Origin of the sequence: Azoarcus sp. DN11 (genome assembly GCF_003628555.1) — a bacterium.
Classification (GTDB): Bacteria; Pseudomonadota; Gammaproteobacteria; order Burkholderiales; family Rhodocyclaceae; genus Aromatoleum.
The window spans coordinates 501,460-526,949 of sequence record NZ_CP021731.1 but is presented as its reverse complement, the minus strand read 5'-3'; the positions used below and the strand labels follow the sequence as shown (position 1 = coordinate 526,949).

Sequence of the window (25,490 nt, the reverse complement as noted above, 5' to 3'; positions counted from 1 at the left end):
GATCTCCGGTTTGTTATTGACGCTACATCGGGTGGCAGCGAAGCGAGTATCTTACCGGCATCGGCCGCGATCAACCCGTTCGTCATGAAAGGATTTGTATATGAAGACGTCCGGGCGATGGAGCGCGGCCTTCCTTTAGAATGCGCGGATGAAGGAAGCCTCCGCATCGCGCATCGTCGCCACCCGCATCCTCGGCCTGGACCCGGGACTGCGCATCACCGGCTTCGGCGTCATCGACAAGCTCGGCAGCCAGCTGCGTTACGTCGCGAGCGGCTGCATCCGCACGCGCGACGGCGAACTGCCAGGACGGCTGAAGACCCTGCTCGACGGCGTGCGCGAGGTCGTCGCGAGCTATTCGCCCGACCAGGTCGCCGTCGAGAAGGTGTTCGTGAACGTGAACCCGCAATCGACGCTGCTGCTCGGGCAGGCGCGCGGGGCGGTGATCTGCGGCGCGGTGTCGTGCGACCTGGCGGTGCACGAATACACCGCGCTGCAGGTCAAGCAGGCGGTGGTCGGCTACGGCAAGGCGAACAAGGAACAGGTGCAGCACATGGTGCAGCGCCTGCTGTCGCTCGACGGCTGCCCCAGCCCGGACGCCGCGGACGCGCTCGCCTGCGCGATCTGCCATGCGCATGGCGGCGAAGGGATGACCGGCGGAATCGGCGGACGCCGCCGCGCCGGGCGCATCCTCGTCGTCCCCGATTGACCTGGCGAGCGGCAGCCACCGTTCGCCCAGAACCCGTCGAAGGGCGGGATCCCGGCAGGGCTTCGGCAGGTTCGGCACGGACGGTAACGGGCCCGCGGCCCTGATCGTCAGGCCTTGGGCAGGCGCCCCATCAGGTAGAACTCGTCGTTCGGCCGCATGCTGGCCAGGTTGGCGAGGCGGTTGCTCAGCGCGAAGAAGGCCGCGATGGCGCCGATGTCCCAGATGTCGGCCTCGCTGAAGCCGTGTCCGTGCAGCACCGCGAAATCGGCCTCGTCGATCACCGCCGCCTCGAGCGCGACCTTCATCGCGAAATCCAGCATCGCGCGCTGGCGCGGCGTGATCTCGGCCTTGCGGTAGTTGGTTGCGACCTGGTCGGCGACGCGCGGGTTCTTCGCGCGGATGCGCAGGATCGCACCGTGCGCGACGACGCAGTACAGACAGTTGTTGGCGCCCGAGGTCGCGACGACGATCATCTCGCGCTCGGCCTTGGTCAGGCCCTCGTTCTTCTCCATCAGCGCGTCGTGGTAGGCGAAGAACGCGCGGAACTCGTCCGGGCGGTGGGCGAGCGTGAGTAAGACGTTGGGCACGAAGCCCGCCTTGTCCTGCACCGCGAGGATCTTCTCGCGGATGTCGTCGGGCAGGTCCTTGAGTTCGGGGACCGGGAAACGGCTGATCGCTGGTTCGCTCACGTCACCACTCCTTTCCGGAAAACATCAGATTTTTCTTATTTTTAGATTCTATCTGTAACCCGGCCCCGCATCAGCTTCGCGGCGATCAGGCCATTGACCAGGCCGAACAGCGTCGCGGCGGCGGCGAAGAGCGGCACGAGGTAGAACACGCCGTCGTGCGGCACGAGCCACAGCCGTGCCAGCGCGAGCTGCCCGCCGATGTGCGCAAACGCGGCGCACACGCTGAGCGTCACGGGGCCGAACCAACGGCGCGGCAGATGCATCGCGAGCCCCAGCACCGCCAGGCTCGCGACCGCGCCCGAGAGGCTGAGAAAGAAGCCGGGCGCGAAGAGCTGCCCGAGCAGCAGGCTGCCGGCCAGCACGCGCAGCAGCGCGACCCACACCGCGTCGCGCCAGCCCCAGCGCGCGAGCACGATCAGCGTGACGATGTTCGCCAGCCCCGGCTTCACGCCCGGCAGCGGCAGGGGGATCGCGGCTTCGGCGACGGTCAGCACGATCGCGGCGGCGGCCAGGCGCGCGATGCGCCGGTCGTCGGGCGTCGGCACGATCTCAATAGTTGAGGGAGTCATAGTCCGCGGCACCGCCGGCGAGGCTCAGGGAGACCTGATTGGGCGCGCAGATCGCGACCGCCCCCGAACGCGTGAGCCAGCCCTGGCGCACGCAGTACTGGCGCGGCCCCGGATCGGCAGCGACGCGCGCGCGGCCCGGTGCGATCTCGATGCGCGTGACGCCCAGCGGGCCGGGCACTTCGAGGATCTGCGCACGCGCGAGTCCCACTTCGGCAAACACCTTGCCACCCGCGCGCACGACCGCCTTGTCCGGCGCGCCACCGCGCCACAGCGCCAGGGCGGACAGCACGCACAACGCGAGCGCGCCGGCGAGCACGACCCAGTCGCCCGGCCGCAGCAGGACGATCCACTCGGCCAGCCGCGCTCTCACTGATCGACCAGCCGTGCCCGGCGATCGACGTCGCGGCGCGCGGCCGAGCGATGGCGAACGAGCATGCGGACCGATCCGGCGAAGTGCTGCCCCAGCCGCTCGGCGAGGTACACGGAACGGTGCTGGCCGCCCGTGCAGCCGATCGCGACCGTGAGATAGCTGCGGTTGTCGCGCGCGTAGCTCGGCAGCCAGCCGGCGACGAAGCCGCGGATATCCTCGTACATGCGCTCGACTTCCGGCAGGCTTTCCAGGAAGTCGATCACCGGCTGGTCCTTGCCGGTGAAGGGGCGCAGCAGCGGATCGTAGTGCGGGTTGGGCAGGCAGCGCACGTCGAACACGAGGTCGGCATCGAGCGGAATGCCGTACTTGAAGCCGAAGGATTCGAACATCAGCGTGAGCCCGGCGGTGGGCTTGATCTGCATGAAGTCCTTGATCCACGCGCGCAGCGTGTTGGCCTGCAGCTCGCTGGTGTCGATGCGATGGCCCAGCGCGGCGATCGATTCGAGGGCGTCGCGCTCCATCTGGATCGCCTCCTCGAGCGAGACCTCGTCGCTCGCCAGCGGATGGCGCCGGCGCGTTTCCGAGAAGCGCGCGAACAGCACGTCGTCGCGCGCTTCAAGAAAGATCACGCGCAGATCGCCGACCGTTCTGCGCAGGTACTCGACCTTCTGCGGCAGCGCCTCGATGTTGACGCCCGAGCGCACGTCGACGGCAACCGCGACCCGTTCGTAGCCGGTGCGGCGCAGCTCCGCGACGAGCTTCGGCAGCAGGCTCGCCGGCAGGTTGTCGACGGCGTAGTAGCCGGCGTCCTCGAGCACCTTGAGTGCAACGCTCTTCCCCGAACCCGACAAGCCGCTTATCAGAACGATCTGCATGACCCCAAACTCCGCCGTGGAGCGGTGATTATCCCCAAAGCGCCTCGCGGCGGCCAGCGCGCAAGGATTACACGTACGACGAAAGCCTAATCAGGCAGCAACGAGCAAGTTGCCTTCGCGCCGCGCGACGCCCGCGCGCGTCAGCTCGCCGACCAGCCAGTCCGCGAGCGCGTCCGGGGCGAGGCCGAGGAAGCGGGCGTTGGCCTCGCGGTACAGCGGCACGCTGGCGAGATGCGCGGCGAGTGCGTCGATCGGCATGCTGCGCGTGTCGAGCAGCGAGAAGGTCACGCAGGCGCGGATCGCGTTGCGCGCCATGCGCGTGCCGTCCTCCTCGAAGGCGCGCAGGCGTGCGAAGGCGCGTGCGAGCGCATCGTCGAACTCGACGAAAGGCGCGCCGTGGCCGGGGATCACGACGTCGACCGGCAGGCGCGCGATCGCCTCCAGCGTGCGCCGCGTCGCGCCGATGCCGTCGCCCAGGCCCAGCACCTCGGCAAACAGGATGCCGAAGCCGTCGCGCCACAGCGCATCGCCCGAGATCAGGATGCGGCGATCCGGGTTGTGGAACACCAGCGCATCCATGTCGTGGCCGGGCGCGGCGATCGCCTGCCACACCAGTTCGCCCATCTCCAGCGTGTCGCCCGGATGCAGCGCGCGGTCGGCGTGGAAACGCTCGGCCGACTGCGCGGCGGTCGTCAGCAGCAGCGCGTCCTCGTCCCACGCGGCGACCGCCGGCAGCATGCCCGCCGGCACCGTGATCGCGCAGCCGAAGGTGCGCTGCAGCAGCGCGTTGGCGCCGATGTGGTCGGAATGCGAATGCGTGTTGACGAGATCGGCGAGCTCCCGCCCCGCCAGCGCTTCGCGCAGCAGCGCGACGGTCTGCTCCCCGTGGCTGACGTAGCCGCTGTCCACCACGGTCGCCCTGCCGCCATCGAATAACACGACGTTGTTGGCCGACAGCCAGCCGCGTTCGAGCACGCGGATGGTGTCGGGGAGCCTGGCCGCGGCGCTCATTCGGAGCCTTCGCCGACCTGCGCGGCGACGTTGTCGGGCAGCGGCGGCGCAGCCGGTTTCGGCGCCGGTTGCGCCTCGGGCACGGGAACGCCGTCGATCTCCTCGGGCGTGCGCCCGCAGCCGAGACATACGCCGGAGTCCCAGTCGATCATGCACACGCCGACACACAGGGATTCGGTCATGCGCCCTCCTCCGTCGAAGCGAGCGTCGGCGCCGCCGCGGCGCCCAGCTCGGTACGGCGCTGCGCGACCCGTTCGAGGATGCGCAACTTCTCCGCATCGTCGTGGCGGCTCCAGCGGGCGATCTCGTCGAGGCTGCGGAAACAGCCTTCGCACAGACCGGTCGCCGCATTCATGCGGCAGATGTTGATGCAGGGGGAAGCGATACTCATGTCGGGGTCGGGAGTGTCGTTGGGATCGGGCGCGGCGTGTTGTGAGGTTTGGTCCGCCACTGCCCGATGGAGTTCACTGTGCGGGCGCGGCGTCAGCCCGCGCAGGCCGCCTTCGCGCGCTTCGCGAGCACCGCCCGGGCCACGCGGGAGGCCGGTTCGCGCCCGAGCACACCGCTGATCCACGCCGCGATGTCGACGAGGCGTTCGACATCGATGCCGGTGTCGATGCCGAGGCCGTTCAGCAGCCACACCACGTCCTCGGTCGCGACGTTGCCCGACGCGCCGGCCGCGTAGGGGCAGCCGCCCAGCCCGCCGACCGACGCATCGAACACCGACACGCCCATCTCGAGCGACGCGTAGATGTTCGCCGCCGCCATGCCGTAGGTGTCGTGGTAGTGGCCGGCGAGGCGCTCGACCGGCACGCGCTTCACCACCGCTTCGAGCATGCGCGCGATGTTCGCCGGATTGCCGCTGCCAATCGTGTCGCCCAGCGACACTTCGTAGCAGCCCATCTCCATCAGCGTCGCGGCGACCTCGGCGACCTTCTCCGGCGCGACCGGGCCCTCGTAGGGGCAGCCGGCGACGCAGGACACGTAGCCGCGCACCTTCACGCCCACCGCGCGCGCGGCCTCGGCGACGGGGCGGAAGCGCTCCAGCGATTCGGTGATCGAGCAGTTGATGTTCTTCTGGCTGAAGGATTCGGACGCCGCGCCGAATACCGCGACCTCCTCCGCCCCGGCGGCGAGCGCCGCCTCGAAGCCCTTCAAGTTCGGCGTCAGTACCGGATAGGCGACGCCGGGACGGCGGACGATACGCGCCATCACCTCGGCATTGTCGCCCATCTGCGGCACCCATTTCGGCGACACGAAGGACGTCGCCTCGATCGTCTTCAAGCCCGCATCGGCGAGCCGCGCGATCAGTTCAACCTTGGTCTCGGTCGCGACGATCTGCTTCTCGTTCTGCAGCCCGTCGCGCGGGCCGACGTCGACGATGCGTACGCTTTTCGGCAAGTTCATTCGGTTCACCTTGTATCCCCAGGCGGCCTTCAGTCGGCACCAAAGGCCGTTCGGGCTGAGCCTGTCGAAGCCCTGTGCCAGCCCTTCGACAGGCTCAGGGCGAACGGGTGTGTTGTTCGGCGGTTTGTCAGGACGCAGGCACCCACGCGGCCGGACGCTTCGACAGGAAGGCGTCCAGCCCCTCCTTCGCTTCCGGCGTCGCACGCAGGCCGGCGATGCGCCGCGCGGTGTCCTCGACGATCTCGTCCGACACCGGCCGGTGCGCCACCGCGCGGATCAGGTCCTTCGCCGCCGCCTGCGCGTTCGGCCCGCCCTGCAGCAGCGCGGTGACGATCTCGGCGACCTTCGCGTCGAGCTCCTCGGCCGCGACGACTTCGTGCGCGAGGCCGATCTCGCCTGCACGCCCGGCGGAAATCCGCTCGGCCGACTGGAAGTAGCGGCAGGACTGGCGCTCGCCGATCGCACGGATCACGTAGGGGCTGATCGCCGACGGGATGATCCCGAACTTGACCTCGGAGGTCGCGAACACCGCCTTGTCCGACGCCACACAGATGTCGCAAGCGCTAGCGAGTCCCATGCCACCGCCGAGGGCCGCGCCCTGCACGCGCGCGATCGTGGGCTTGCGCATCTCGGACAGCGTGCGCAGCATGCCCGCGAGCTTGCGTGCGTCGGCGAGGTTCTCCTCGACACTGGCCTCGCCCGCCGCCTTCATCCAGTTGAGATCGGCGCCGGCCGAGAAGCTCTTGCCACGACCGGCGAGCACCACGACGCGCACCGCGTTGTCTGCATCGAGCTCGCGACAGGCGGCCGTGATGTCGGCGATCAGTTGCGCGTTGAAGGCGTTATGGACGTTCGGACGGTTCATCCAGATCGTGGCGACGCCCTGTTCGAGCGCGATTTCGAGAGTTTCGTACTTCAATTTCGTCTCCGGATCGATTTTCAAGGCGTGGGGCTCTGCGGCCCCTTGCCGGGATAGGAGGTCCTGCGGGACGCGGCAAGAAATCGGGAGGGAGGCTGCGGGAGATGCCCGCCGCGACTGCTCCCGCAGGACCGTATAACGTGGCGGCCGATCAGATCGCCAGCGAGCGGCCGATCACCAGGCGCTGGATGTCGCTCGCGCCTTCGTAGATCTGGCACACGCGCACGTCGCGGTAGATGCGCTCGACCGGGAAGTCGCTGACGTAGCCGTAACCGCCGTGGATCTGGATCGCGTCCGAGCAGACCTTCTCCGCCATCTCGGAGGCGAAGAGTTTCGCCATCGACGCTTCCTTCAGGCAGGGCCGGCCGGCGTCCTTCAGCGTCGCGGCGTGCCAGACGAGCTGGCGCGCGGCTTCCAGTTGCGTTGCCATGTCCGCGAGGCGGAAATTCACCGCCTGATGCTCGAAGATCGGCTTGCCGAAGGTCTCACGCTCGTGCGCGTACTTCACCGCGGCTTCCAGCGCCGCGCGCGCCATGCCGAGGCACTGCGCGGCGATGCCGATCCGGCCGGCTTCGAGGTTTGACAGCGCGATCTTGTAGCCCTCGCCTTCGGCGCCGAGCAGCGCGCCCGCCGGCACGCGGCAGTTCTCGAAGAGGATCTGCGCAGTGTCGGAGGCCTTCTGGCCCATCTTCTCCTCGATGCGCGCGACGATGTAGCCCGGCGCGTAGTTGGGAAACCCGGTCGGCACGAGGAAGCACGAGATGCCCTTCTTGCCGGCGTTCTTGTCGGTCACGGCGAACACGATCGCGACATCGGCTTCGCGGCCGGTCGTGATGAACTGCTTCACGCCGTTGATGACCCACGAGTCGCCGTCACGCACAGCCGTCGTCTTCAATGCGGAGGCGTCCGAACCCACGTGCGGTTCGGTCAGGCAGAAGCAGCCCAGCTTCTCGCCGCGGGCGAGCGGCTTCAGCCACTCGTCCTTCTGCGCGTCGTTGCCGTAGCGATTCGGGATGCCGCAGGCGAGCGAGTTCTGCACGCTGACGATGGTCGAGGTCGCGCCGTCGCCCGCCGCGATCTCTTCCAGCGCGAGCACGAGGCTCACATAGTCCATCCCCGCGCCGCCCCACTGCTCGGGCACGACCATGCCCAAGGCGCCCAGCTCGGCGAGTTCCTTCAGCGCCTCGCGTGGGAAAGTGTGGTTGCGGTCCCATTCGGCGGCGAAAGGCGCCAGGCGCTCCTGCGCGAAGGCGCGCAGGGAGTCGCGGATCATTTCCTGTTCTTGCGTGAGGATCATTTACGCAAGCTCCACTGCCACGGCCGTCGCCTCGCCGCCGCCGATGCACAGGCTCGCGACGCCGCGCTTCTTGCCGTACTTCTTCAGCGCGCCCAGGAGCGTGACGATGATGCGCGCGCCCGAAGCGCCGATCGGATGGCCCAGCGCGCAAGCACCGCCATGCACGTTCACCTTGTCGTGCGGCAGGTCGAGCTCCTTCATCGCCGCCATCGTGACGACCGCAAAGGCTTCGTTGATCTCCCACAGGTCGACCTGATCCTTCGTCCAGCCGGCCTTCGCCAGCACCTTCTGCATCGCACCGACCGGGGCGGTCGTGAACCACTTCGGCTCCTGCGCGTGCGTCGCGTGGCCGACAATGGTCGCGAGCGGCTTCAGGCCCAGCTTGTCGGCAGTCGAGCGGCGCATCATCACGAGCGCGGCCGCGCCGTCGGAGATCGAGGACGAGTTCGCGGCGGTGACGGTGCCGTCCTTCGCGAACGCGGGCTTGAGGCCTGCGATCTTGTCGATCTGCGCCTTCGGCGGTTGCTCGTCCTTGTCGATGACGACCTCGCCCTTGCGGCCCGATACGGTCACCGGCGCGATTTCCCACGCGAAGGAGCCGTCCTTGATCGCATTCTGCGCGCGCGTCGTCGAAGCGATCGCGAACTCGTCCTGAGCATTGCGGGTGAAGTCGAAATGGCCCGCGCAGTCCTCGGCGAAAGTGCCCATCAGGCGACCCTTGGTTTCCTTCGAATAGCTGTCCTCGAGGCCGTCGTAGAACATGTGGTCGAGCATCTGGCCGTGGCCGAGGCGATAGCCGCCGCGCGCCTTCGGCAGCATGTAGGGCGCGTTCGACATCGACTCCATGCCGCCCGCGACCATCACGTCGTTGGTGCCGACCACGAGCAGGTCGTGCGCAAGCATCGTCGCCTTCATGCCCGAACCGCACACCTTGCTGATCGTCGTGCAGCCGGCCGACAGCGGCAGGCCCGCGCCGAGCGCCGCCTGGCGGGCCGGCGCCTGGCCGACGCCCGCGGGCAGCACGCAGCCCATCAGCACTTCCTGAACCTGCTCGGGAGTGATCCCGGCGCGCTCGACGGCGGCCTTGATCGCGACAGCGCCGAGCTGCGGGCCGGTCAGGCCGGACAGCTCGCCCTGGAAACCGCCCATCGGCGTACGCGCGGCGGAAACGATAACGACGGGATCACTCATGCTTCTCTCCTGTAAAACGTCTTGGTTACCCGGCTCTCAGGCCAGTGATTCCAGTGCCGCAACATAACGCGGCATCAAGTCTTCCGGACGGCGCACGTTCAGCCCCAGGTCGCGCACCAGCCCATCCTTCAATCCATAGATCCAGGCATGCACCGTCAGCGGCTGGCCGCGGCGCCACGCGTCCTGCACCACCACGGTCTGGCACACATTCACGACCTGCTCCAGCGCGTTCAGCTCGCACAGACGGTCGTGCGCGAGCTCCGCAGGCAGCGCGTCGACTGCCTTCTGGTGCTTCACATGCACGTCCTGCACGTGGCGTAGCCACAGGTCGACCAGGCCGATGCGATCACGTTCCAGCGCCGATTTCACGCCGCCGCAGCCGTAGTGGCCGACCACCATGATGTGCTTGACCTTCAGCACATCGACGGCGAACTGGATCACCGACAGGCAGTTGAGATCCGTATGCACGACGACGTTCGCGACGTTGCGATGCACGAAGACCTCGCCCGGCAGCAGGCCGATGATCTGGTTGGCCGGCACGCGCGAATCGGAGCAGCCGATCCACAGGTATTCCGGCGCCTGCAGCTTCGAGAGCTTCTGGAAAAAAGTCGGATCGACCTGGTGCATCTGCTGCGACCAGGCACGGTTGTAGTCGAAGAGGTGGAACAGGTTCTCGTTGGCGACCTCTTCCTCGGACCAGTTCTCGAGGTCCAGCGACAGCAGGATCGTCCCCTCGACCGGCGTCGGATAATAGGCCGGCGTCTCCTTGAAACCCATTTCCCGATACAGCTTCAGCGCGATGCGCATCGCCGGCAGCGTGTCGAGCATGATGCGGCGGTAGCCGAGATCCTTGGCGCTGCGGATCGCCGCGAGCACGAGGTCGCGGCCGATGCCGAGGCCGCGGTGCGCCGGCTCGACGTACAGGCGCTTCATCTCGCACACGCCTTCGGTGGTCGGTCGCAGCCCCACGCAGCCCGCCGGCTTGCTGTCGTTTTCCGCATAGAACAGCCGCCCCTCGGGGGCCGCATACGCGCCGGGCAGGGACGCCATTTCTTCGCCGAATCCCTGGAAACACAGGTCCACGCCCAGCCAGCCCGCGTAATTGCGGAAAAATTGGCGCACGTGCTCCAGTTCGACCTTATCGTCGGCACTCAGTATGCGAAGCTTTGCTGCCATCGTCACTCCCAGGAACAGTCACGAGCGGGGAACATCCCTGCGCTCGCGGATTATCGGTGTGCAGCGGAACCGCCGGTCCCGCCGCATGCGCGCGTGCCCGCCTGCTCATGGCAGCGGACGCACCCAATCCACAATCCTGCCACAACCCGCGCCCATCTCCGAAGGGCATGAGCACCGCAAAATTCGTCACACCGACCCGTATTGCCCGGCCGTTCCCGTTGTAATTACGTTTACGTCAACGTAAACTAACCATCAAAAAAATCAAGCCCCGGTGCGCATGCGGCGCACGACTTCCGCGCGCTCCTCGGCAGCACGCGACGCGTCGTGGCCGAGCAGTTCCGAGCACTGCTTCTCCAGCGAATCGATCTCGCCCAGCACCGCCTCGATGTCTTCGCGCTGCTGTTCGAGCGCGGCGCGGCGGTCGGCGAGCACGACAAGGAAACGCAGCAGCTGGGGGGCGGAATTGCCCACGCCGCCGTGCATCTCGATCAGTTCCTTGATCTCGGCGAGCGACAGACCCAGGCGCTTGCCGCGCAGCGTGAGCTTGAGGCGCGTGCGGTCGGATTTCGAGTACACCCGGGTGCGGCCGGCACGCGACGGCTTCAGCAGGCCCTGGTCCTCGTAGAAGCGGATCGCCCGCGGGGTCACGTCGAATTCCCGCGCGAGTTCCGTGATGGTGTAGGTCTGTTCGCTTGCCATTGGCCGATTGCTCGAAGTAAAACGGTCGGACGCCGACCGTGTTTTTGCCGGAGCCGCCCCGACAGGGCGGAAAAGTTAATCAGAATTCAGGGGTTCGGGCAATGCTCGAGTGCGCCCCGCCAACCGAGAGAGATTCGAATGACGACCTTGCAGGATCTGCAGTACCCGTTCCCCGACACCCCCGGCGCAGCCGAAGTGCGGCAGGTCGCGCCCGGCGTGGGCTGGGTCCGCATGCCCTTGCCCTTCGTGCTGAACCACATCAACCTGTGGCTGCTCGACGACGGCGCCGCGCTGACGGTCGTCGACACCGGCTTCGGCATCGACGCGGTGCGCGACAACTGGAGCGCGATCCTCGATCGCGACCCGCGCCCGCTGTCGCGCGTGCTGGTCACCCACAGCCACCCCGACCACCTCGGCCTTGCCGCATGGCTCGCCAAACGCAACGGCGCGCCGGTCGTCATGACGCAGGGCGAGTTCTTCAACGGCCACGCGATCTGGAACGAAATCGCGGGCACCGCGGTGGACGAGATGGTCGCGCACTTCGCAGCCCACGGGCTCGACCCCGAACGCCAGGGGGCGCTGCGCGAGCGCGGCAACTCCTATCGCCGCGGCGTGCCGGCACTGCCCAAGTCCTACCAGCGGATCTTCGACGGCGACGTCGTCCGCATCGGCGGCCGGGACTGGCGCGTGATCGTCGGCTTCGGCCATTCCCCTGAGCACGCGAGCCTGTATTGCGAGTCGCTCGGAGTGCTCATTTCGGGCGATATGCTGCTACCGCGCATCTCGACAAACGTCAGCGTTTACGCCCTCACCCCGGAGGATGACCTGCTCGGCTGGTTCCTCGAATCATTAAATCGCTTCAAGGACTTGCCCGACGATACGCTCGTGCTACCATCACACGGGCATCCGTTCCGCGGCATCCGTGCGCGCATCGCCCAACTCGAGGCGCACCACCGTGAACGCTGCAGTGCACTATTGAAAGAGATCGAGACCCCCCGCAGCGCAGGGGAACTGCTATCGACGCTGTTCCCCCGCGAACTGGACACGCATCAGGTCATGTTCGCCATGGGAGAGGCGATTGCCCACCTCAACTACCTTGCCGCGCGCGGCGAGGCCCGCAGGGTGGGCGACCGGACCAGCATCATCCGATTCGAAAAAACAGCTTGAAGCTTGAAGACAGGAGCAAGAACAGAATGGCCGCACCCACCCCCGAGACCGTGTTCGCCGACCTGCCCGATCCCAAGGAAGTCGCGAAGACTTATTCCGAAGTCGCCCAGCGCGCCTCGCACCTCATCAGCGAACACGTCCAGCGCCAGCTGAAGAAAGGCGTCGCCACCCCCAGCGACGAGCTGGGCATCGCGCAGGCCTTCATGGACATGATGTCCAAGCTGCTCGCCAACCCGTACAAGCTTGCCCAGTCGCAGATGAACCTGGTGTGGGACTACTTCTCGCTGTGGCAGCACTCGATGCTGCGCGTGATGGGCATGCACGGCACGCCGATCGTCGAGCCGGAGAAGAGCGACAAGCGCTTCAAGGACGAGCAGTGGGAAGAGCACTTCCTGTTCGACTTCATCAAGCAGTCCTACCTGATCGCCGCGCGCCACGTGCATGACACGGTGTGCTGCGTCGACGGCCTCGACGAGCAGACGCAGAAGAAGGTCAACTTCTACACCCGCCAGTACATCGACGCGCTGTCGCCGTCGAATTTCGCGCTGACCAACCCGGAAGTGTTCCGCGAGACGGTCAAGAGCAACGGCCAGAACCTGATCAAGGGCCTGAACAACCTGCTGCGCGACATGGAAGACGGTGGCGGCCAGCTGCGCGTGAAGATGACCGACACCAGCGCCTTCGAGCTGGGCAAGAACGTCGGCACGACGCCGGGCAAGGTCGTGTTCCAGACCGACATGATGCAGCTGATCCAGTACACGCCGACGACCGCGAAGACCTACAAGCGTCCGCTGCTGATCGTGCCGCCGTGGATCAACAAGTTCTACATCCTCGACCTGCGCGAGAAGAACTCGTACGTGAAGTGGTGCGTCGACCAGGGCCACACGGTGTTCGTGATCTCGTGGGTGAACCCGGACGAGCACCTCGCCGACAAGACCTTCGAGTCCTACGTGCTCGAAGGCATCATCGCGGCGCTGGACGCGATCGAGAAGCAGACCGGCGAGAAGGAAGTGAACGCCTGCGGCTACTGCCTGGGCGGCACGCTGCTGGCGACCACGCTCGCCTACCTCGCGGGCAGGAAGCAGAAGCGCATCGCCGCAGCGACCTTCTTCACGACCATGACCGACTTCGCCGAGCCGGGCGAGCTGGGCGTGTTCATCGACGAAGGCCAGGTGTCCAGCCTCGAGAAGAAGATGTTCGAGCGCGGCTACCTCGAAGGCGCCGAGATGGCGGGCACCTTCAACATGATGCGCGCGAACGACCTGATCTGGTCCTTCGTCGTCAATAACTACCTGATGGGCAAGGATCCCTTCCCCTTCGACCTGCTGTACTGGAACTCCGACTCGACACGCATGCCGGCCAAGATGCACAGCTTCTACCTGCGCGCGATGTACATGGAAAACCGCCTCGTGCAGCCCGGCGGCATCGAGGTCGACGGCGTGGCGATCGACCTCGGCAAGATCAAGGTGCCCTGCTACTTCATCTCGACGCTGGAAGACCACATCGCGCCGTGGAAGAGCACCTACGTCGGCGCGACGAACTTCGGCGGCCCGGTGCGCTTCGTGCTGGGCGGCTCGGGTCACATCGCCGGCATCGTCAACCCGCCGGCGGCCAACAAGTACGGCTACTGGCTGAACCCGGCCGCGAAACTCTCCGACACCGCCGACCAATGGTTCGAGGGCGCCGAGCACCAGCCGGGTTCGTGGTGGACCGACTGGCAGGCCTGGGTCACCGCGCACGACGCGGAACAGACCGACGTGCGCGATCCGGCGAAGGGCAAGCTGAAGGTGCTGGAGGACGCACCAGGCTCCTACGTCAAGATCCGTCTCGACGCCCAAGAGGCCGCCTGATTCCAGCCCGTCAGGGATGAAGCCGAGGGGGGCATCGCCCCCTCGATTTCGTTTACCACCCGCCGATGCCCCCCCTCCCGTGCCGCCCCTGCCCGCGCCTCCGACCCTGCGCCTCGTGCTCGATACCAACACCGTGATGGCGCTGTGGGTGTTCGAGGACCCCCGGCTCGCCCCACTGCGCGCGCTCGTCGACGCCGGTGCGCCGGTACTGCTCGCGAACGACGCGACGCTCGAGGAGCTGCGCCGCGTGCTCGCCTACCGCCAGTTCGGCATTGCGCCCGAACGCCAGGACGCGCTCCGCGCCGCCTATGCGGCCCGCACGGCAGTCCTGCCGGCGCAGGACCCGGCCGGCGCCCCGCCGCTACCCGCGTGCCGGGACGGCGACGACCAGAAGTTCCTGACGCTCGCGCGCGACGGCGGCGCGACCCACCTCGTGAGCCGCGACAAGCTGCTGCTGAAGCTCAACCGCCACCGCCTCGTCCGCCCGCTGTTCGCGATCGTGACGCCCGAGGCCTTCGTCGCGGCGCTGGCCGCGGCCTGAGGACCGCCTCCTTATCGCAGCCGCCGGCGCAGCGCGGCGAGATAGCGCATGCCGTCGATCGCGCGGCTGCCGTACCAGGACGCCATCTCGCCGTCGATCAGCGCCACCGGCCGCCCCGACAGCGCCTTCACTTCGTCGAGATGCGTTTCGCCGAAGCGGTAGGGTTCGCTCGACAGGAACACGCGCGCGGCGCGCTCCATCCACGGCGCCCGCCAGTCGACTTCCGGATAGCGTGCGCCCGCCTCCGCCGGCAGCGTGTCCCAGCCCACGGCGGCCAGCGTCGCGGAGATGTAGGTTTCGCGCGCGACCGTCATCCACGGCGCGCGCCAGATGAGGTAGAGCACCTCCTCCCGCGGCAGCTCGCGCGCGACCGCCTGCGCTTCGGCCAGCGCGCCCTCCAGGACCGTCACGAGCTGCTCCGCCCGGGCAGCGCAATCGAACACGCCACCGAAGAGGCGGTACAGCGCGATGTTGTCCGTCGGCGCACACGGATGCGTGACGATCACGTGGGGCACGCTGGCGGCCAGTTCCTCGACCGTCTCGCGCCGGTTCTCGTCGATATTGACGATCAGGTGCGTCGGCGCGAGTTGCCGCACGACATCGACCTTCACGTCCTTCGTGCCGCCGACCTTGGGGACGAGCTTCAGCACGCTGCGCGGGTGCACGCAGAAGCCGGTGCGCCCGACCAGGCGATCGGCCAGGCCGAGATCGCACACGAGTTCGGTCAGCGAGGGCACGAGCGAGACGATGCGGACTTCGCCGGCGGCCGGCTGGTGTTCGGTGCCGATCGCATCGCGCATGGACGGTACCGGATCCGGTGAAGGGGAGTGGCTCATCGGCAACCTCGCGGCATGGTGGTGATGGGGATGACGGGAATCACAGGCGATTGTAGGGCAGTCGCGGCGGCCGTGCGCAACCGGCCCGATGCGCCTGTCCTGAAAGGTTTTTCCCGCCGGCACGGCCCCGCAAATTCCCCTGTCTCGGGATATTGCATTGCAGTATCCTTAGCCTCCCAAAAGAACAACCAGGTGCTGTCGTGCACACTGCAGACCGTGTGGAACAACCGGCCGAGGCACCTGCCACCGAACATCGCGCCGGCCTCGCGGGGCTCGCCGTCGCCGCGATCGGCGTCGTCTACGGCGATATCGGCACGAGCCCGCTGTACACGCTGAAGGAAGTGTTCAACGGTCATCACGCCGTGCCGGTGACACCGGCGAACGTGTACGGGGTGCTGTCGCTGGTGTTCTGGGCGCTGATGCTGGTGGTGTCGGCCAAGTACGTGGTCTTCATCACCCGCGCCGACAACCGCGGCGAGGGCGGCATCATGGCGCTGATCTCGCTCGCGCTGCGCGTCGTCCCCGACGGGCGCAAGGCCTGGGTGCTGTCCTCGCTGGGGGTCTTCGGCGCGGCGCTGTTCTACGGCGACGGCATGATCACGCCGGCGATCTCGGTGCTCTCGGCGGTCGAAGGTCTCGAAGTCGCGACGCCGGCTTTCGAACCCTACGTGCTGCCGATCGCGCTGATCGTCCTGGTCGGCCTCTTCATGATGCAGCGCCACGGCACCAGCCGCGTCGGCGCGATCTTCGGGCCGGTGATGGTGTGCTGGTTCCTCGTGCTGGCGGCGCTGGGTATCTCCGGCATCCGGCTGCACCCCGAGATCCTCGGCGCCCTCAACCCGGGGTGGGCGATCCGCTTCCTCGCCGACAATCCGCTGCTGGGCTGGCTCGGGCTGGGCGCCGTCGTGCTGGCGATCACCGGCGGCGAAGCCCTCTACGCCGACATGGGCCACTTCGGCCGCAAGCCGATCAAGCTCGCGTGGTTCACGATCGTGTTCCCGGCCCTGTACCTGAACTACCTCGGCCAGGGCGCGCTGATCCTCGACCACCCCGACAACGTGCGCAATCCCTTCTACCTGCTGGTGCCCGACGAGTTCGTGTATCCGATGGTGGGCATGGCGACGCTGGCGACGATCATCGCCAGCCAGGCGGTGATCTCGGGCGCCTATTCGCTGACGCGCCAGGCGATGCAGCTGGGGTACGCGCCACGCATGCGCACGATCTTCACCTCGGCGCGCGAGATGGGCCAGATCTATGTGCCGAGCATCAACTGGATGCTCCTCGGCGCAGTGATCGCGCTGGTCGTCGGCTTCCGCTCGTCGAGCGCGCTGGCCTCGGCCTACGGCATCGCCGTGACGATGACGATGATGATCGACACGGTGCTCGCGTTCGTCGTCGTGCGGCCGCTGTGGGGCTGGGGCAGGCTGAAGGCGGGCCTGTTCCTCGCGGTATTCCTCTCCGTCGACATCGCGTTCTTCTCCGCGACGACGGTGAAGATCGTCGCCGGCGGCTGGTTCCCGCTGCTCATCGGGGCGACGATCTTCACCTTCCTGACGACCTGGAAGCGCGGCCGCTCCATGCTCAACAACCGCGTCCGCAACGACACGATCCCGCTCGGCCTGTTCATCCAGTCGATGTTCACGAGCCCCCCGCCGCGCGTCGCGGGCACGGCGGTGTTCCTGACGACCTGGCTCGACGGCGTGCCGCGCGCGCTGCTGCACAACCTGCTGCACAACAAGGTGCTGCACGAGCGCGTGGTGCTGCTGAAGGTGAACACCGCAGACGTGCCCCACGTGCAGGAGAGGGACCGCGTCGAGATCGAGGAGATCGACTACGGGTTCTATCGCGTGCGCCTGACCTTCGGTTTCATGGACGACCCGGACATCCCCGCCGAGCTGGCGCGCTGCGACGAAAAGGGGATGCGTTTCGAGACGATGGAAACCTCGTTCTTCCTCGGCCGCGAGACCATCGTCCGCCGCATGGGCTCGGGCATGGCGATATGGCGCGAACGCCTCTTCATCGTCATGTTCCGCAATGCCGGCAGCGCCGCCGACTACTTCCACCTGCCGCCGAACCGCGTTGTGGAACTGGGCACGCAGGTCGAGCTATGATTCGGAAATAATCGGCTTTCCAGCAAAGGGGGGGTACGCCAGCATGCAGTGGATCGTCTCGGCCGTGCCCGGCCGCATCCGGATCCGCGCCGTCCAGTTGCGCGATGCCGCACGGCAGGAGCGATTGGGTGCCGTCCTTGCGGAAATCGACGGGATCGTCGACGTCGAAGGCAATCCGCGCACCGGCAGCATGCTGTTGCGCTATACCCCGGAACGCGCGACACGCGTCGAGATGGAGGCCCGCGTGTCGGCCGCCGTCGGCGCCGAACTCGCGCCACCGGCAGCCCCGCGTGCGGAAGACCACGCCCCGCGCACGCCGCGGCGCTGGCAGCGCGACCGACGCCTCAACACCTGGGCCAAATACGGCATGCTCGGCAGCCTGGGCGTCTCGCTCGCGCTCGCCGCGGCCGGCAACAAGAAGGCGCATGCGGCAACCGGGGGCCTGTTCCTCGGCCTGCTGGGCGTCCACCTGGCGGTGCACCGCCGTCATCTGTTCAAATAGCCGGCTCACGAAGGCCGAGAAATCCCGACCCGATCACTGCATTCATGGACGCATTCGAGCAACTGCAACGCTTCTCGCGCAACCTGCGCATCGCCCACCACATCCCGGGGCGCATCCGGCTCAAGCTCGAGAGCGATCTCGACGCGGGGCAGATGGACGCGATCGGCGACGCGAAACGCTTCGGCCGGGCGCTCGACGACATCCCCGGGATCCGCTCGGTGAAGCTCAACCTGCTCGCCCGCTCGTGTACCGTCGAATACGACACCGGGGCGATCCCCACGGCCGCGTGGCCCGACCTGCTCGGCGGCGTGCGCTCGCCCGCGGCGGAAGTCCTGCTTGGCATCCTCGTCGCCAAGCACCGCGAGGTGACGGGTGCGTAACTACGACGAGGCGATCCTGCGCGGCCGGCGAATCGCGGGCAAGGCACCGTTCCCGCCCGCGCACCAGGCGCTGCGCATCGCGCTGTACGACGAATTTGCCGCGCGCGCCTTCTTCCGCAAGGCGGTCGAGGCCTACGGCCCGCGCGAACCCTTCGCCACGAGCCTGAAGGCAGCCGAAGCGCGCATCGCCACGCTCGCACGGCTGTGCCGGCGCTACGGCGTCGCCAGCCCGCTCGACCCCTTCCCGCTGGAGACGAGCCTCGCGCCGGGCTGGCGCGCGAACTGCGAGCGCGCGCTCGCGGGCACGCTCGGGCGGCTGCAGCTTTACGAAACGCTGAGCGCGCGCACCGACGGCGCCCTGCGCAAGAGCCTGCGCCGTCTGCAGGCCGAGGATGCGCAGCAGCTGCAGGTGTGGCACGAAGCGGTCGCCGAGGCCGTCCGCCTCGAACAGCTGCATGCGCAGAGCGGCATCGCACCCGACGAGGCGCACATAGAACACGGGCTGATCGGCGACTTCCTGGAAAAAACCTTTTCGGTGCTCAGCGGCCAGCACGCCGCCATCGGCGTGGTCGGCCCGCTGCTGGGCAGACTCAACCCCGCACTGCTGGCCGGCATCGCCGCCGGCGGCGCAGGCGTCCTGCTTGCCCGTGGCAAGCTCAATTTCACTCAAGACGGAAAGGAGGGATGAGATGTATCCCGTGCTTCCATTTGCAATCGGCGCGATGGTCGGTGCCGCGGCCGTGAGGCTGCTCAAGACGGTGAGCCTGCAGGGCAGTCTGGACAAGGCTCAGGAACGACTGCGCGAGGCGACGATCACGAGCCTCGACGCGATCGAACATTCGTCGGCCGGCCTGAAGGCCAAACTGGCGGCGGCGCCCGCCGCGCCAGAAGCCGCCGCGCCAGAAGCCGCCGCTCCTGAAGCCGCGACAGCCTCCGCGGAAGAGGCGCCTGCACGCAAGGCCCCGGCACGCCGGCGCAGCACGGCCGCAGCGGGTAGCGCCACGACCAGCACGGCCAAGACAACCGCACCGCGCACGCGCAAGAAGGCCACGCCGCCCCCGCCTGCCGACACCGGAGACTCGGCCTGATGCGAGCCATCCACAAGCTTCCGGTCAAGGTGAAGACCGGCGAAGCGCCGGCGAATTTCGTCCGCGGCTTCGTCGCCACCGGCCTCCTCGCGACGCTGCAGGAACCGGGCGCGCGCGTCACGGCCGGCGCCGCCCGCGGCGTGCTGAAGCAGGCGCTGCAAGGCGGCACGGCACTGGCCGCGGGCTGTGCCGCGGCCGACGCCTGGCAGCGGCAAGACTACCGCGGCATGCTCGTCGCGGTCGCCGGCGGCGCGGCGGGACTGGCCGCAATCGATTACCTGGCGCGCAAATCGGCGCGCCGCAGCAACGGACACGGGGAGAAGCACCTTGGGCAAGAAGAAGCACAAGAAAGCGCAGCATGACGACTACGCCGGCTACGCGCCGGGCGGCTGGGGCAGCGGCTACGGCATGCCGCCGGCCAGCGGCCAGGGCGGCCCTGCGGGCCACGGCTTCGACGAGGGCCTGCTGAAGGCAATGCCCGGCCTGCTGAAATCGCGCCAGTACGACCAGTTCCTGCTCGGGGCGGCAATCGGCGCGGCAGCCGCCTACGTGCTCGGCGACGAGGAACTGCGCGGCAAGCTGCTGAAGACCGGCATGAAGCTGTATGCGGGCCTGCTCGGCGGTGTCGAGGAGTTCAAGGAACAGATGGCCGACCTGAAGGCCGAAGTCGAGGCGGAGCAGCACGGCGGCGCATGAGCGGCGGATCGTGGTTCCGCTCGCTGGCGGTCGCGCATCGCACGCGCGGGCGGGTGCGTTTCCGCTTCACGTGCGCCCCCGACACGCCCGTGACGCCGCTTGCGGTCGAGCGCGCGGCGGAGAACATCCCGGGCGTGCAGGAGGCGCGGGTCAATCCGCGCGCGCACTCACTGGTGCTGAGCTTCGATCCGGCCGCGACCGGCGTCGAAGCCCTGCAGCAGGCGCTGGCGGCGCTGCCGCCGCCGGACGGGCGCGCGACGCGGGCGAAACCGGCTGACGTCGAGGGCGGCGCGGGACCGCTGGTGGCGAGCCTCGCGACGCTGCTGGGCACCCCCTACCTGCCCGCCTCCGTGCAGTTGCCGGTGACGCTCGGCGCGGCCGCGCCGCTGCTCAAGCACGCGCTCGCGGATTACCGCGACAACGGCATCTCCTCGCACGTGCTCGAGGCGCTGGCCGTGTCGATCTCGCTCGCGCGCGGCGACTTCAGCGCGGCCAACACGACAACCTTCATGCTCGCGCTGGGCGAGTACCTCGAGGACTCGATCGCGCGGCGCTCGGACGATCTCCTCAAGCACCTGCTGCGCCCGTCGAGCGACGAGGTGTGGGTCGTGCGCGACGGACAGGAAGTCCTCATCCCCGCCCCCGAAGTGCGCGTCGGCGACACGGTCGTCGTCGGCACCGGCGCCGTGATCCCGATCGATGGCACCGTGCTCGGCGGCGAAGCCACCGTGAACGAGGCGGCGATGACCGGCGAGAGCGTCGCGGTCGCCAAGGCGCGTGGCGCCTCGGTGCTCTCGGGCACGCTGATCGAGGAAGGCCGGCTGCAGATCTACGCCGAGCAGGTCGGCGCGCGCACCGCCGCGGCGCGCATCGCCGATTACGTCGAGCAATCGCTCACGGCGAAAAGCGAGGCGCAGCTCGGCGCGGCGCGGCTCGCCGACCGGCTGGTGCCGATCGTGCTGGGGCTGGCCGGCTCGACCTACCTGCTGTCGCGGGACTGGCGCCGTGCCGCCGCGGTGCTGCAGGCCGACTACTCGTGCGCGCTGAAGCTCGCGACACCGGTGGCGTTCAAGTCGGCGATGTACCGCGCCGGGCGCACCGGCATCCTCGTGAAGGGCGCGAGCGCGCTGGAACGGCTGGCCGAGGCCGACACCTTCATCTTCGACAAGACCGGCACGCTGACGGCCGGCCGGCTCGCGGTCACCGACTCGGTGACCTTCGACCGCAGCTACTCCGCCGACGACCTGATCTGGCTCGCCGCGTCGGTCGAGGAGCATTACTTCCATCCGCTGGCGCTGGCGGTCGTCGCGGCAGCGAAGGAAATTTCCGGCAAGCACTTCGATCACCAGGAAGTACAGTTCATCGTCGCGCACGGCGTCGCCAGCGCGATCGACGGCCGGCGCATCGTCGTCGGCTCGCGCCACTTCATCGAGGACGACGAGAAGATCGACGTCTCGGCGCACACCGAGACGATCGACCGCCTGTACCGCGAAGGCAAGACGCTGCTCTACATCGGCTTCGGCGGAAAGCTGCTGGGCGTGCTGGCGCTGAAGGACGAAGTGCGGGCCAACACCGCGGCGACCATCGCGCGGCTGCGCGCGCTCGGTGCCCGCCGCATCCTGATGCTGACCGGCGATCACCACGAACGCGCCGCCGAACTCGCCGCGGAGCTGGGCCTCGACGGCTTCCACGCCGAACTGCTGCCCGAGCAGAAGGCGAGCATCGTCGAGGATCTCGGCCGCCAGGGCGCCCGCATCGCCTTCATCGGCGACGGTATCAACGACGCTCCGGCGCTCGCCGGCGCCCACGTCGGCGTCGCGATGCAGAAGGGCGCCGACATCGCGCGCCTGACCGCCGACGTCGCGCTTCTGGAAGACGACATCGGCTGCGTCGCGGACGCCAAGGCGCTCGCGCAGGCGACGATGACGCGCATCCGCAACAACTACCGCCTGACGGTCGGCCTCAACACCGCGATCCTCGGCGCGGCGGCGATCGGCGTGCTGTCGCCGGTGACGACGGCAATGCTGCACAACGGCAGCACGATCGCGATCCTGCTCAATGCGCTGCGCGGCAGGACGGCCTGAAGCGCGGGAAGCGCGCGTGGACATCCCATTGCGGCCCGCTTCCGCGTTTCGCCACCTGCTCGCCGTCGTGTTCGCGTCGATGAGCCTCGGAGCGCCGCCGGCCGATGCGCAGACCGCGACGGAGCAATGGCAGGGCGCCGCCTTCGAGGGCAATCGCGCCGCGCTGGAAAAGCTCGCCGCAGCCGGCGCGCGTGTCGTGCGTGTGTACCGCGAGTCCGACGCGTGGGTGCTCGACGCCGCGCAGGCGCTCGGGCTGAAGGTCGTGATGGGCCTGTGGGTCGGTCATCCGCGCCACGGTTTCGATCTCGGCGACCCGGCCGCCGTACAGGCGCAGGAACGCGCGATCCGCGCCTTCGTCACCCGCTATCGCAGCCACCCCGCGCTGCTCGCGTGGGGCGTCGGCAACGAGGTCGAAACGGGCGTGGCGGACCCGTCGCCTGCGTGGCGCGAAGTGGATCGGCTCGCCGGCATCGTCAAGGCGCTCGACCCCGCCCACCCGACGATGATGGTCGTCGCCGACACCGGCATGGCGCAGCTGCGCACGCTCGCCGGCTGCTGCCCGAACGTCGATCTGCTGGGCATCAACGTCTATGCCGGCGCGGTGTTCGACCTGCCGCAGCGGCTGCACGACGCCGGCATCGCGAAACCGGCCGTGGTCACCGAACTGGGGCCGCTCGGCCAGTGGCAGGCCGGCAAGAAGCCGTGGGGCGCGCCGGTCGAACCGACGAGCAGCGAGAAGGCCGCCTTTTTGCGCGATGCGCTCGCCTTCCTGCGCAAGGAGCCGCAGATCGCCGGGGTGTTCCCTTTCCTGTGGGGCGCGAAGCACGAACAGACCGCCACGTGGCACGGCCTGCTGCTGGCCGATGGCAGCCTCACGGCGATGACCGACGCGCTGACGCAGGCGTGGGGGAAGCCGGTCGCCGAGCCCGCGCCGGCGATCCGCGGCATCGGCATCAGGGCGGATGTGTTCCCGCCGGGGGCGGAGATTTCCGCGGGCGTCGACGCCGCCTCGTTCGACGGCTCGCCGCTGACGGTGGAGTGGAACGTCTTCGCCGAAGCGACCGATCTGCGCAAGGGCGGCGACACGGAAGCCGCACCGCCGCGCATCGACGTGCGCATGCTGCATGCCGATGCGACGAGCGCGCGCTTCATCGCCCCGCGGCAGCCGGGCGCCTATCGCCTCTTCATCACGCTCCGCGACCGCAAGGGCAAGGCGGCAACCGCCAACCTGCCCTTCCTCGTGCGCTGACGCGCGCCCTCAGCCGCCAAGCTGCGGCCGCGCGCCCTTGCCGCCGACGCGCCGGCCGACCACGTGCATCTCGCACTTCTTGCAGTCGAAGCGCAGCGTCAGCGGTTCGCGCACGACGCGCCCGTCCTCGCCGCGTTCCTGCCACAGCGTCATCGGATCGGGGCGAATGCCCTTCACCTGCTTCGGGCACAGGTTGAAGCTGTAGCGCAGGCAGTGCTTGGTGATCATCAGCGAGACGAGCCCGTCCTCGTGGTTCGCCTCGAAGGCGTCGGCGATCAGCTCGACGCCATGCTTGCGGTAGAAGTCGCGCGCGCGGGCATTGAAGACGTTGCCAAGGTAGTTGAGCGAGGTGTCCGGGTAGCGCGCCGGCGGATCGACCGGCACCGCGCGCGGCGGACGCTGCCAGGCTGCCGCGCGCGCCTCGGTGAACGCCTCCACCGCGGCACGGCGCAGCGCATTGAGCTGGCCGACCGGCACGAACCACGGCTGCGCGGTGTCGAGCGCGACCGCGGCTGCTTCGGTGACGAACATCGTGCCCCCGAGCTTCGCGAGGCTGTCGCGCAGCGTCGCCTCGGCGCGCAGCGGGTCGCGCGGCTCGGCCTTGTCGCAGGCGAGCGCCGCCGTCGCCGACACGCCTGTTTCGTCGGTGATCGTCAGCGCCAGTCCGTCCGTGGCATCGGCCAACCGTAGTCCCACCTGCACGCGGCGCTCGGCCGACTTGCCGGCCAGGAGCTTCTCGAACACGTGATCGACGTTGCGGTACAGCGTCGCGCCGGCGACGAGGCCCTGCGGCAGGTCGACGAGCTGGATCCGCGCGCCCTCGACGCGATTCACGCGGGCGCCCTGCAGCTCGCCCGCGGCGCCGTACCACGCCAGCCCGTCGCCGTTGGCAAGCGGCTCGGCCGCCTCGACGGTGACGAAGCGCCCGCTCACGCCCAGCACGCGCCCGACCGGGGCGCCGACGAACTTGGGCGACTCGAAGGACTCGATGTCGCCGTGGCGGCCATTCACGAAGTAATCCGTGCTGCCGCGATTGAAAGTCTTTTCCGGCCGCGGCGTGAAGCTGAAGATCGAACGGCCCGCCGAACTACGGGCGAATTCGGGCCGCGTCTCCAGGATGCGGTCGAGTTGCTGCCGATAGTGCGCCGTCACGTTCTTCACGTAGGCCAGATCCTTCAGCCGCCCCTCGATCTTGAACGAGCGGATGCCGGCGTCGATCAGCGCCTCCAGGTTCGCCGTCTGGTCGTTGTCCTTCAGCGACAGGAGGTGCCGCCGGTCGGCCACCGGCGTGCCGTCGGCGTCCTTCAGCGACCACGGCAGGCGGCACATCTGCGAGCACTCGCCGCGGTTCGCGCTGCGCCCGGTGAAGGCGTGGCTGATCGTGCATTGCCCCGAGTAGCTCACGCACAGCGCGCCGTGGATGAAGAACTCCAGCGCGCAGCGCTCGCGGTCGGTCGCGTCGGCGATCGCGCGGATCTGGCGCAGGTCCAGCTCGCGCGCCAGCACGATCTGGAAGAAGCCCACGTCCTGCAGGAAGCGCGCCTTCGCCGGCGTGCGGATGTCGCACTGCGTGCTCGCGTGCAGCTGGATCGGCGGCAGATCCAGCTCCAGCAGGCCCATGTCCTGCACGATCAGCGCATCGACACCGGCCTCGTACGCCTGGATGACCACCTTGCGCGCGTCTTCCAGCTCGTCGTCGCGCAGGATGGTGTTGAGGGCGAGCAGCACGCGCGCGGAATAGCGGTGCGCATGCGCGGCCAGCGCCCCGATGTCCGCCATGCTGTTGCCCGCCGACGCGCGCGCGCCGAACGACGGTCCGCCGATATACACGGCGTCGGCCCCGTGCTCGATCGCGGCGATGCCGGATTCGAGGTTGCGGGCGGGAGCGAGCAATTCAAGGGCGAAGGCGTGCGACATCGGCAGGACCGGGTGACATCGAAAGGCGTCCGGCACACCGCGGACGGCCCCGAATGATAGGCTTTTTCGCGCCGGACCGTCGCGCCACACCGCGCGGCAACGGCGCTCGAAACAGATCGTTACACCCCGTGAAGTGCTTCACGAAAACCGCCCCGCCCCT

General features: G+C 68.4%; 28 protein-coding genes. 13 read left to right on the top strand and 15 right to left on the bottom strand.

The window, feature by feature from the left end:
- Nucleotides 1-148 precede the first annotated feature (148 nt).
- Complete coding sequence (gene ruvC, locus CDA09_RS02320) at nt 149-706, top strand: crossover junction endodeoxyribonuclease RuvC (RefSeq protein ID WP_121427145.1); 558 nt, start codon at nt 149-151, stop codon at nt 704-706.
- 107 nt (nt 707-813) lie between these two features.
- On the opposite strand, the gene CDA09_RS02315 is transcribed toward ruvC, so the two are convergent.
- From CDA09_RS02315 to CDA09_RS02255, 13 genes are all read right to left on the bottom strand, one after another.
- Nucleotides 814-1,395 carry a peroxidase-related enzyme gene (locus tag CDA09_RS02315; RefSeq protein WP_121427144.1) on the bottom strand — a complete coding sequence of 194 codons (582 nt, stop codon included), beginning with the start codon at nt 1,393-1,395 and terminating at the stop codon, nt 814-816.
- A 41-nt stretch (nt 1,396-1,436) separates the two neighbouring features.
- Nucleotides 1,437-1,964, bottom strand: coding sequence for a Gx transporter family protein (locus CDA09_RS02310; RefSeq protein WP_174718403.1), 528 nt, complete (start codon nt 1,962-1,964; stop codon nt 1,437-1,439).
- Nucleotides 1,945-2,334: a NusG domain II-containing protein gene (locus tag CDA09_RS02305; protein ID WP_121427143.1), complete on the bottom strand. Its 390-nt coding sequence runs from the start codon at nt 2,332-2,334 to the stop codon at nt 1,945-1,947. Before CDA09_RS02305 ends, CDA09_RS02310 begins: the two co-directional genes overlap by 20 nt.
- Complete coding sequence (gene rapZ / locus CDA09_RS02300) at nt 2,331-3,209, bottom strand: RNase adapter RapZ (protein WP_121427142.1); 879 nt, start codon at nt 3,207-3,209, stop codon at nt 2,331-2,333. The genes CDA09_RS02305 and rapZ overlap by 4 nt, the downstream gene beginning before the upstream one ends.
- Before the next feature lie 90 nt (nt 3,210-3,299).
- Nucleotides 3,300-4,220, bottom strand: coding sequence for an MBL fold metallo-hydrolase (locus tag CDA09_RS02295; RefSeq protein ID WP_121427141.1), 921 nt, complete (start codon nt 4,218-4,220; stop codon nt 3,300-3,302).
- Nucleotides 4,217-4,402 carry a DUF1289 domain-containing protein gene (locus CDA09_RS02290; RefSeq protein WP_121427140.1) on the bottom strand — a complete coding sequence of 62 codons (186 nt, stop codon included), beginning with the start codon at nt 4,400-4,402 and terminating at the stop codon, nt 4,217-4,219. The genes CDA09_RS02295 and CDA09_RS02290 overlap by 4 nt, the downstream gene beginning before the upstream one ends.
- Nucleotides 4,399-4,611 (bottom strand): DUF1289 domain-containing protein, encoded by a 213-nt coding sequence (locus CDA09_RS02285; protein ID WP_121427139.1) that lies wholly within the window; start codon nt 4,609-4,611, stop codon nt 4,399-4,401. Before CDA09_RS02285 ends, CDA09_RS02290 begins: the two co-directional genes overlap by 4 nt.
- A 92-nt stretch (nt 4,612-4,703) precedes the next feature.
- A complete protein-coding gene (locus CDA09_RS02280; RefSeq protein WP_121427138.1) occupies nt 4,704-5,627 on the bottom strand; it encodes a hydroxymethylglutaryl-CoA lyase in 924 nt (307 codons plus the stop codon).
- Nucleotides 5,628-5,754: 127 nt separating this feature from the next.
- Complete coding sequence (locus CDA09_RS02275) at nt 5,755-6,546, bottom strand: enoyl-CoA hydratase/isomerase family protein (protein ID WP_121427137.1); 792 nt, start codon at nt 6,544-6,546, stop codon at nt 5,755-5,757.
- Nucleotides 6,547-6,697: 151 nt separating this feature from the next.
- Entirely contained in the window at nt 6,698-7,843 is a 1,146-nt protein-coding gene (locus CDA09_RS02270; protein WP_121427136.1) for an acyl-CoA dehydrogenase, read from the bottom strand.
- Nucleotides 7,844-9,034, bottom strand: a complete 1,191-nt coding sequence (locus tag CDA09_RS02265; RefSeq protein WP_121427135.1) for an acetyl-CoA C-acetyltransferase — start codon at nt 9,032-9,034, stop codon at nt 7,844-7,846.
- A 36-nt stretch (nt 9,035-9,070) separates the two neighbouring features.
- Nucleotides 9,071-10,210 (bottom strand): carbonate dehydratase, encoded by a 1,140-nt coding sequence (gene can, locus CDA09_RS02260; protein ID WP_121427134.1) that lies wholly within the window; start codon nt 10,208-10,210, stop codon nt 9,071-9,073.
- 261 nt (nt 10,211-10,471) lie between these two features.
- Entirely contained in the window at nt 10,472-10,909 is a 438-nt protein-coding gene (locus tag CDA09_RS02255; RefSeq protein WP_121427133.1) for a MerR family transcriptional regulator, read from the bottom strand.
- 138 nt (nt 10,910-11,047) lie between these two features.
- On the opposite strand from CDA09_RS02255, the gene CDA09_RS02250 reads away from it, so the two are divergent.
- From CDA09_RS02250 to CDA09_RS02240, 3 genes are all read left to right on the top strand, one after another.
- Nucleotides 11,048-12,076: an MBL fold metallo-hydrolase gene (locus tag CDA09_RS02250; protein ID WP_121427132.1), complete on the top strand. Its 1,029-nt coding sequence runs from the start codon at nt 11,048-11,050 to the stop codon at nt 12,074-12,076.
- 26 nt (nt 12,077-12,102) lie between these two features.
- A complete protein-coding gene (locus CDA09_RS02245) occupies nt 12,103-13,926 on the top strand; it encodes a PHA/PHB synthase family protein (RefSeq protein ID WP_121427131.1) in 1,824 nt (607 codons plus the stop codon).
- A gap of 136 nt (nt 13,927-14,062) precedes the next feature.
- The gene (locus CDA09_RS02240; RefSeq protein WP_286164507.1) at nt 14,063-14,467 is read left to right on the top strand and encodes a PIN domain-containing protein; all 405 of its coding nucleotides are present in this window, start codon (nt 14,063-14,065) and stop codon (nt 14,465-14,467) included.
- Between the two features lie 11 nt (nt 14,468-14,478).
- Here CDA09_RS02240 and CDA09_RS02235 read toward each other — a convergent pair whose 3' ends face one another.
- Nucleotides 14,479-15,267, bottom strand: coding sequence for a helical backbone metal receptor (locus tag CDA09_RS02235; protein ID WP_286164355.1), 789 nt, complete (start codon nt 15,265-15,267; stop codon nt 14,479-14,481).
- Nucleotides 15,268-15,503: 236 nt separating this feature from the next.
- On the opposite strand from CDA09_RS02235, the gene CDA09_RS02230 reads away from it, so the two are divergent.
- The 9 genes from CDA09_RS02230 (at nt 15,504) to CDA09_RS02190 (ending at nt 23,413) form a co-directional block, all read left to right on the top strand.
- A complete protein-coding gene (locus tag CDA09_RS02230; protein WP_121427128.1) occupies nt 15,504-17,414 on the top strand; it encodes a potassium transporter Kup in 1,911 nt (636 codons plus the stop codon).
- 43 nt (nt 17,415-17,457) lie between these two features.
- Nucleotides 17,458-17,916 carry an HMA2 domain-containing protein gene (locus tag CDA09_RS02225; RefSeq protein WP_121427127.1) on the top strand — a complete coding sequence of 153 codons (459 nt, stop codon included), beginning with the start codon at nt 17,458-17,460 and terminating at the stop codon, nt 17,914-17,916.
- A gap of 44 nt (nt 17,917-17,960) precedes the next feature.
- On the top strand, nt 17,961-18,296 hold the full coding sequence (locus tag CDA09_RS02220) for an HMA2 domain-containing protein (RefSeq protein ID WP_121427126.1): 336 nt from the start codon (nt 17,961-17,963) through the stop codon (nt 18,294-18,296).
- On the top strand, nt 18,289-18,984 hold the full coding sequence (locus tag CDA09_RS02215; RefSeq protein ID WP_121427125.1) for a ferritin family protein: 696 nt from the start codon (nt 18,289-18,291) through the stop codon (nt 18,982-18,984). Before CDA09_RS02220 ends, CDA09_RS02215 begins: the two co-directional genes overlap by 8 nt.
- Before the next feature lie 10 nt (nt 18,985-18,994).
- Nucleotides 18,995-19,384: a hypothetical protein gene (locus tag CDA09_RS23240; RefSeq protein ID WP_164844358.1), complete on the top strand. Its 390-nt coding sequence runs from the start codon at nt 18,995-18,997 to the stop codon at nt 19,382-19,384.
- Entirely contained in the window at nt 19,384-19,746 is a 363-nt protein-coding gene (locus CDA09_RS02205; protein WP_174718402.1) for a hypothetical protein, read from the top strand. Before CDA09_RS23240 ends, CDA09_RS02205 begins: the two co-directional genes overlap by 1 nt.
- A complete protein-coding gene (locus CDA09_RS02200; protein WP_286164354.1) occupies nt 19,712-20,080 on the top strand; it encodes a DUF5132 domain-containing protein in 369 nt (122 codons plus the stop codon). The genes CDA09_RS02205 and CDA09_RS02200 overlap by 35 nt, the downstream gene beginning before the upstream one ends.
- Nucleotides 20,077-22,164 carry a heavy metal translocating P-type ATPase gene (locus CDA09_RS02195; RefSeq protein ID WP_121427123.1) on the top strand — a complete coding sequence of 696 codons (2,088 nt, stop codon included), beginning with the start codon at nt 20,077-20,079 and terminating at the stop codon, nt 22,162-22,164. The genes CDA09_RS02200 and CDA09_RS02195 overlap by 4 nt, the downstream gene beginning before the upstream one ends.
- 79 nt (nt 22,165-22,243) lie before the next feature.
- On the top strand, nt 22,244-23,413 hold the full coding sequence (locus tag CDA09_RS02190; RefSeq protein WP_121430697.1) for a glycoside hydrolase family 2 TIM barrel-domain containing protein: 1,170 nt from the start codon (nt 22,244-22,246) through the stop codon (nt 23,411-23,413).
- Between the two features lie 9 nt (nt 23,414-23,422).
- Here the strand turns inward: CDA09_RS02190 and CDA09_RS02185 are convergent, their stop codons facing one another.
- Complete coding sequence (locus tag CDA09_RS02185; protein WP_121427122.1) at nt 23,423-25,330, bottom strand: peptidase U32 family protein; 1,908 nt, start codon at nt 25,328-25,330, stop codon at nt 23,423-23,425.
- Between the last annotated feature and the right edge of the window lie 160 nt (nt 25,331-25,490).